Below are 7,243 nucleotides of genomic sequence, written 5' to 3'. Positions count from 1 at the left end.
CACTGATAAACAGGCGATGACCGTCGAACAGAAACGGCTCGCGCATGCGTTCGATGATGCACTGCGCCAGCTTGCCCGCCTGGCCAACCTGCTGGCAGTTTTCGGCCAGTACGCCGAATTCGTCACCGCCCAGGCGGGCCAGGGTCACGCCCGTACCCAGCACTTGCACCAGGCGCTCGCCCACCAGCTTCAGCAGCTGGTCGCCGATGGTGTGGCCCAGGCCGTCGTTGATGCTCTGGAAGTGGTCGAGGTCGAGCAACAACAGGGCACAGCCGCGCTTGTTGGCCTGCGCCGCCGCCAGCGCCTGCTCCAGCCGGTCAGTGAACAGCAGCCGGTTGGGCAGCCCGGTCAGCGGGTCGTGATGGGCCAGATAGGCCAGTTCCTGCTCCGAATGCTTGATCGCGCTGATGTCGCTGAACACCGCCACGTAATGGCTGACCTCACCCTCGTCATCGCGGATGGCACAGATGGTTTGCCACTGCGGGTAGATTTCGCCGCTTTTGCGCCGGTTCCAGATTTCGCCGCTCCACTCGCCCTTTTCAGCCAGGGTGGCGAAGATCTGCTGGTAAAATGCCAGGCCGTGGCGGCCGGACTTGAACTTGCTCGGCCGCTGGCCGATGACTTCGTCCTGCTGATAGCCGGTGATACGCATGAAGGCTCGGTTGACGTGCACAATCAGGCCTTGGCGGTCGGTCACCAGCACGCCTTCCAGCGTGCTGTCGAACACCGCGGCAGCCATGCGCAGCCGTTCACGGTCTTCGCAACGCAAGCGTGCGCCCGCACCAATGAAATTGAGCAGGCGCACACGTGACACGTAAATCAGTACGGCACTGAGCAGCACCCAGACCACCACATTGATCTGTCGCCCCACCGTCAAGGCCAGGGGGTCATCAGTCATGCTGTGCAGCATCACCTCGGCCAGGGCCAGCCAGAGGATCGAGAGCACCACATACAGCGCAGCCATGCGCAAGGCGTCGCGAACGGAAACAGACATGTCGGGTGGGGTAGGCCATGACCAAGGATGGGGCATTATAAAGGCTGAAACATGTCGTGACTTCCTATCTGAAGGGGTGACTGGTTTTATTTCCCCACCAAGGGATAATCAGCCCCTCCTCCTGCATTCCGAGGGTTTTTACACCTATGTGGTACAACGGCCTGCTCGACTTGTCGGCCTGGCAACTGGTCGGCATCACCTTGTTGATGACCCATGTGACCATTGTCTGCGTCACGGTCTACCTGCACCGCTACTCCGCGCACCGGGCGCTGGAGCTCAACGGCGCGCTCAAGCACTTCTTCCGCTTCTGGCTGTGGGTGACCACGGCGCAGAACACCCGCGAGTGGACCGCCGTCCACCGCAAGCACCACGCCAAATGCGAGACGCCCGACGACCCGCACAGCCCGGTGTACAAGGGCCTGGGCACAGTGCTGCGCAAAGGCGCCGAGCTGTACCGTGAAGAGGCGCGCAACCCCGAAACCCTGCGCATCTACGGCAAGAACTGCCCGGATGACTGGATCGAGCGCAACCTCTACTCGCGTTACAAGCTGGGCGGCATCGTGCTGATGGCGGTGATCGACCTGCTGCTGTTCGGCACCATCGGCATCACCATCTGGGCGGTGCAGATGATGTGGATACCGTTCTGGGCCGCCGGCGTGGTCAACGGCCTGGGCCACGCCGTCGGCTACCGCAACTTCGAATGCCGCGACGCCGCCACCAACCTGGTGCCGTGGGGCATCGTCATTGGTGGCGAAGAGCTGCACAACAACCACCACACCTACCCCAACTCGGCCAAGCTGTCGGTCAAGCGCTGGGAGTTCGATATGGGCTGGGCGTGGATCCGCCTGTTCTGCCTGCTGCGCCTGGCCAAGGTGCAGCGCGTGGCACCCATTGCCCACCGGGTTGCCGGCAAGGCCAGCCTGGACATGGACACCGCCATGGCCATCCTCAACAACCGTTTCCAGATCATGGCCCAGTACCGCAAGCTGGTGATCGGCCCGCTGGTCAAGCAGGAGCTGGCACGGGTCGATGCCTCGGTGAGTCACCACTTCCGCCGGGCCAAGCGCCTGCTGTCGCGTGAGACCAGCCTGCTGGAAGACCGCCATCATGTGCGCATCGAGTCGTTGTTGGCCCACAGCCAGGCGCTGAAGACCATCTACGAAAAACGCCTGGCCCTGCAGCAGATCTGGGCGCGCACCAGCGCCAACGGCCACGACATGCTGGCGGCCATGAAGGACTGGGTACACGAAGCCGAAACCAGCGGTATCCATGCCCTGCGCGACTTCGCGGCACAACTCAAGACCTACTCGTTGCGCCCTACCAGCGCCTGACCGCCGTTGATCGGTACGTCCACCTGGCGGGGCGTGCCGACCGGAACTTCACCCCTTCGTCTCTACTCAAAAACGGCACATCGCCCGCGTGGCGGGCCGGATGCTGGCCGCACGCTTTCCTGTCGAGACTTGCTTTGTGCACATGGCCAAGAACATTCCAACGACGCTACCCGGGACACCGCCTCCCGAAGCCGCCCAGACGCTGCTTGCGCTGCTGCATGCCCAAGGCGAGGTTGCCCGCCTGAGCGAACGCGAGCAGCTGTTCAGCTCGCTGCTCGATAGCGTCAACGCGGTGCTCTGGGCCTTCGACTGGGAAACCCGCCAGGTGTTGTACGTGAGCCCCGCCTACGAACGCATCTTCGGCCGCCCGACCAGCCTGGTAATGGCCGACTTCAACGAGTGGCGCGACAGCATCTACCCCGACGACCTGGAGTTCGCCGAGCGCAGCCTGGCCCAGGTGCTGCTCAAGGGCGCGGTGGAAGACCGCGAATACCGCATCATCAACGCTGACGGCCAGGTGCGCTGGCTGAGCGACAAGTGCTACATCAACCAGCAGCAGGATGGCGACCGGGTGATCATTGTCGGCATCGCCGAAGATATCACCGAGAAAAAGCAGCTTGAGGGCGAACTGCAGCGCCTGGCCACCACCGACGTGCTGACCCAGAGCAGCAACCGTCGGCACTTCTTCGAATGCGCCCAGCAGGCCTTCGACAGCGCCCGTGAAGACGGTACCCCGCTGGCCTTCCTGCTACTGGACATCGACGACTTCAAGCGCATCAACGACAGCTATGGCCACCAGGAAGGCGACCAGGTGTTGCAGCAGATCGCCGACAGCGGCAAGGCCGTGCTACGCCGTGGCGACCTGTTCGGGCGTATTGGTGGCGAAGAATTTGCGGCGGTTTTCCCGGGTTGCAGTGCCGAGGTAGCCGAACAGATTGCAGAGCGCCTGCAGCGGCAGATTCAGCGTTTGAGTTTCAGCCATGGGGAGCAGACCTACGGGGTAACAGTGAGCCAGGGGCTGACCGGGCTGACCGATGAAGACGTGACACTGGACAGCTTGTATGCCCGGGCCGATGCGGCGATGTACCAGGCCAAGCGGCAGGGCAAGAACCAGATCGTCCGCGGCTGAGAACCTGGGGGTGCTTTGCCCCCCATCGCCGGCAAGCCAGCTCCCACATGTACTGCCGAGGGCGTAAGGTCAATACGGTCGAGGTGGGAGCTGGCTTGCCGGCGATGGGCCGCAAAGCGGCCCCATCATCAGCCCGACACTTCGGCCTCAGCCATCGGCGGCTCTTCCTGCGGCTTGGTTTCAGGACTTTCCACCTTGCGCAACCGGCTCAGCTCCGGCAAACCCAACTTGAGCAAACGCGCCGTCTTGCCGCCGGCCACCTTCTCCAACCCCTGTTCAGCCGGTAACCGGGACAACTGCCCAGCCAGGTTCATGGCCAGGATTTCCCGCGAATACACACCCCCGCCCAGCTGGTAGATCGCCGCGATCAACTCGCGCAGTGCCAGCGGCAAACGCCAGCGGGTACGCAGCGCCGAGCCGAATGCAGCACCGAATTCATTAAGTGACAGCTGGACCTTGTCCTGGTCCAGCTCGCCGCCGGCCAGCTGCCATTCCTGCAGGCAGCGCAGCACCGCCAGGTCGCCCAGGCAATGCAGCAAGCCCGCGCAATAACAACGCCCTTCGTCCAGCTCGAGCAGGCGCGCCAAGGTGCGGCCATATTCGGCCGTGTGCAGGGAAAGGTTCCAGTAATGCGCCGCATGCTGCGCCAGCAGCGGGTCGCTGAGGCGTGCGCTGCGCTTGAGGGTCATGCCCAGGATCAGGTTCATGCTCTGGGTGGTGCCCAGCTTGTTCAGCGCCTGCAGCAACGTCTGCACAGGTGCGTCGCGGTGCAATGCTGCGCTGTTTGCTGCTGCAATCAACACGGCAGTCACCTGAGGGTCGCTGCGCACTTCCTCTTCGAGCACCTTCAGGTTCAACCCCTGAGGGTTGAGGGCGCGCTTGATCGCCACCTGCACGTCGGCCAGCAGCGGCCCGCCATCAGCGGTAGCTCGGCGCTGCTCAAGGTAGGCCGGCAGGCTGGCACCTTCCTGCAAGGCTGGCACCGGGCAGAGGATCTCCTCGCCAACGGCCACCAGCAGCTCTTCCAGGCGCTTGCGCAGGGTGTCCAGGTTCAGCGGCTTGCTCAGGTAGGCGGTCGGGTGCAGGGGCAGTGCTTCGCGCACGCTGGCGCTGTCGCTGCGGTTGCTCATGAGGATGAACGGCAACCCCGGCCCTTTTGCGCGCACCTTGCGCAGCAGATCGAGGCCATCGACGCCAGCCAGCTCGCGAGCAGCAATGATCAGGTCAGGTTTGCTGGACAAGGCGGTCAGCGCCTGCGAGCCGTCGGCGCATACCTGCAGGCGGGCGTCGCAACGCACGCTGAGCAGCATCTCCCGTAGCATGTCACGTACCCAGGGGTCGCCCTCGACAATCAGCACGCTGGGCGGGGTGGGGTCTGCAGCGTTCATCGCCAACTACTCCTGAATAGCCCTGACACACAATCCTTCGCAGCTTCCTAAGCCAGTCCTCCGACAACCATAGCGCCCCTAGGCTTTTCTGGGCATAAAAAAAACCCGCCGAGGCGGGTTTTTTCAGAAGCGTGTCACATCAGGCGAGTTCAGCGAAGCACTCTTCGATGATGGCCAGGCCTTTGTCCAGCAGTGCGTCTTCGGCGGTCAGCGGGACCAGGATACGCAGGACGTTGCCGTAGGTGCCGCAGGACAGCAGGATCAGACCCTTGTCACGTGCCTTGGCCACAACCTGGCCAACAGCAGCAGCGTCAGGGGTGTGAGTGCCTTTCTCGAACACTTCGACGGCAATCATCGAACCCATGCCACGGACGTCGCCGATGATCGGGTGCTTCTTCTGGATTTCGCGCAGGCCGGTGGTCAGGCGCTCACCTACAGCCTTGCTGCGGTCCAGCAGTTTCTCTTCTTCGAACACTTCGATCACGGCCAGGGCCGCAGCGCAAGCGATCGGCGAACCGGCGTAGGTACCGCCCAGGCCGCCCGGAGCGATGGCGTCCATGTACTCGGCCTTGCCGCAGACACCGGCCAGCGGGAAGCCGCCAGCGATGGATTTGGCGAAGGTGGTCAGGTCAGGCGCGACGCCCATCTGCTCCATGGCGAAGAAGGTGCCGGTACGGCCAGCGCCAGTCTGTACTTCGTCGGCGATCAGCAGAATGCCGTGCTGGTCGCACAGGGCGCGCAGGCGCTTCATCAGCTCTTTCGGCGCTGGCAGGAAGCCGCCTTCGCCTTGTACTGGCTCGAGGATGATTGCGGCGATGTCTTTAGGCTCGGCGTCGTTCTTGAAGATACGCTCGACCGAAGCGATGGCTTCGTCAACGCTCACACCGTGCAGCTCGTTCGGGAACAGCGCGCGGAACACGCCGCCTGGCATCAGGCCCATGCCAGCGGAGTACGGCACGACCTTGCCGGTCAGGCCCAGGGTCATCATGGTGCGGCCGTGGTACGCGCCGGTGAAGGCGATTACACCAGCGCGGCCAGTGGCGGCACGGGCGATCTTCACGGCGTTTTCAACGGCTTCGGAGCCGGTGGTGACCAGCAGGGTCTTCTTGTCGAAGTCGCCTGGTACCAGCTTGTTGATCTTTTCGCACAGCTCTACGTAGGGTTCGTAGGCCAGCACCTGGAAGCAGGTGTGGCTGACCTTGGTCAGCTGCTCTTGAACGGCCGCGACCACTTTCGGGTGCAGGTGGCCGGTGTTCAGTACTGCGATGCCGCCGGCGAAGTCGATCAGTTCGCGGCCTTCAACGTCGATCACGGTCGAGTTCTTCGCGGTGTCGACGAAGATCGGGTGGATCTGGCCGACGCCACGTGGGACGGCGGCTACACGACGTTGCATCAAGGATTCGTTGGTCTTGCTCATAATGCCCTCATTGCGCCGACAGGAATGGCGCTTTTATTCGGGGGTGGCTGGGTGTGCTGGCGAACAGTATTCGTTGATCGACTGCCGCAAACGCCCTGGCCACCAGGTACCACATGTAAAAAAGGCCAGCGAGACGTCGCTCTCGCGCCCCGCTGGCAGAGGTAAAGCCTTTACCGTGCTATCAAACGCTGATGCACAGGTATTTGATTTCGAGGTAGTCCTCGATACCGTACTTGGAACCTTCGCGACCCAGGCCCGAAGCCTTGATGCCACCGAACGGTGCAACTTCGTTGGAAATCAGGCCGGTGTTGATACCCACCATGCCGTATTCCAGGGCTTCGGCAACACGGAACACACGGCTCATGTCACGGGCGTAGAAGTACGAAGCCAGGCCGAACTCGGTGTCGTTGGACATGGCGATGACTTCGGCTTCGTCCTGGAAGCGGAACAGTGGCGCCAGTGGGCCGAAGGTCTCTTCCTTGGCGACGGCAGCGGTCTTCGGTACGTCGACCAGGATGGTCGGCTCGAAGAAGTTGCCTTCGATCAGCTTGCCACCGGACAGCACCTTGGCGCCTTTGGAAACGGCATCTTCGATGTGTTCCTGAACCTTGGCGACAGCCTTGCCGTCGATCAGCGGGCCAGTGGTGGTGCCGTCTTCCAGGCCGTTACCGATCTTCAGCTTGGCAACGGCAGCGGCCAGCTTCTGGGCGAACGCGTCGTAAACGCCGTCCTGCACGTAGATACGGTTGGCGCAGACGCAGGTCTGGCCGTTGTTACGGTACTTGGAGATGATCGCGCCCTCGACCGCCTTGTCCAGGTCGGCGTCGTCGAACACGATGAACGGGGCGTTGCCACCCAGCTCCAGGGAAACCTTCTTGATGTCCTTGGCGCATTCCTGCATCAGCTGGCGACCGATTTCGGTCGAGCCGGTGAAGGACAGCTTGCGCACCAGGGAGTTGCCGGTCAGCTCGCCACCAACTTCGC

6 protein-coding genes are annotated in these 7,243 nt (G+C 62.9%); 2 read left to right on the top strand and 4 right to left on the bottom strand.

The window, feature by feature from the left end; all coding sequences use genetic code 11:
- Positions 1 to 994, bottom strand: a 994-nt coding sequence (locus tag HP547_RS25560) for a GGDEF domain-containing protein (protein WP_172288188.1), incomplete at its 3' end; no start/stop codon positions are given.
- 146 nt (positions 995 to 1,140) lie between these two features.
- On the opposite strand from HP547_RS25560, the gene desA reads away from it, so the two are divergent.
- A complete protein-coding gene (gene desA, locus HP547_RS25555; RefSeq protein WP_172288181.1) occupies positions 1,141 to 2,325 on the top strand; it encodes a delta-9 fatty acid desaturase DesA in 1,185 nt (394 codons plus the stop codon).
- A 100-nt stretch (positions 2,326 to 2,425) separates the two neighbouring features.
- Positions 2,426 to 3,454 (top strand): sensor domain-containing diguanylate cyclase, encoded by a 1,029-nt coding sequence (locus HP547_RS25550; protein WP_172288179.1) that lies wholly within the window; start codon positions 2,426 to 2,428, stop codon positions 3,452 to 3,454.
- 128 nt (positions 3,455 to 3,582) lie between these two features.
- Here HP547_RS25550 and HP547_RS25545 read toward each other — a convergent pair whose 3' ends face one another.
- The 3 genes from HP547_RS25545 to HP547_RS25535 all read right to left on the bottom strand — a co-directional run.
- Complete coding sequence (locus HP547_RS25545) at positions 3,583 to 4,842, bottom strand: response regulator (RefSeq protein ID WP_172225008.1); 1,260 nt, start codon at positions 4,840 to 4,842, stop codon at positions 3,583 to 3,585.
- 139 nt (positions 4,843 to 4,981) lie between these two features.
- Positions 4,982 to 6,259 (bottom strand): 4-aminobutyrate--2-oxoglutarate transaminase, encoded by a 1,278-nt coding sequence (gene gabT, locus HP547_RS25540; RefSeq protein ID WP_172225005.1) that lies wholly within the window; start codon positions 6,257 to 6,259, stop codon positions 4,982 to 4,984.
- A gap of 181 nt (positions 6,260 to 6,440) precedes the next feature.
- Positions 6,441 to 7,243 (bottom strand): aldehyde dehydrogenase family protein (locus tag HP547_RS25535; RefSeq protein WP_172288177.1); only part of this gene is annotated, 803 nt, incomplete at its 5' end.

It is taken from the genome of Pseudomonas sp. CM27, from assembly GCF_013179515.1.
Taxonomy (GTDB): domain Bacteria; phylum Pseudomonadota; class Gammaproteobacteria; order Pseudomonadales; family Pseudomonadaceae; genus Aquipseudomonas.
This window is presented reverse-complemented; position numbering and strand designations above follow the sequence as displayed.

What these genes read in the sequence shown, in the direction of transcription:
- HP547_RS25550 (WP_172288179.1), top strand. Translation starts at nt 2,426, where the DNA reads ATGCTGGCCGCACGCTTTCCTGTCGAGACTTGCTTTGTGCACATGGCC.
- desA (WP_172288181.1), top strand. Translation starts at nt 1,141, where the DNA reads ATGTGGTACAACGGCCTGCTCGACTTGTCGGCCTGGCAACTGGTCGGC.
- HP547_RS25545 (WP_172225008.1), bottom strand. Translation starts at nt 4,842, where the DNA reads ATGAACGCTGCAGACCCCACCCCGCCCAGCGTGCTGATTGTCGAGGGC.
- gabT (WP_172225005.1), bottom strand. Translation starts at nt 6,259, where the DNA reads ATGAGCAAGACCAACGAATCCTTGATGCAACGTCGTGTAGCCGCCGTC.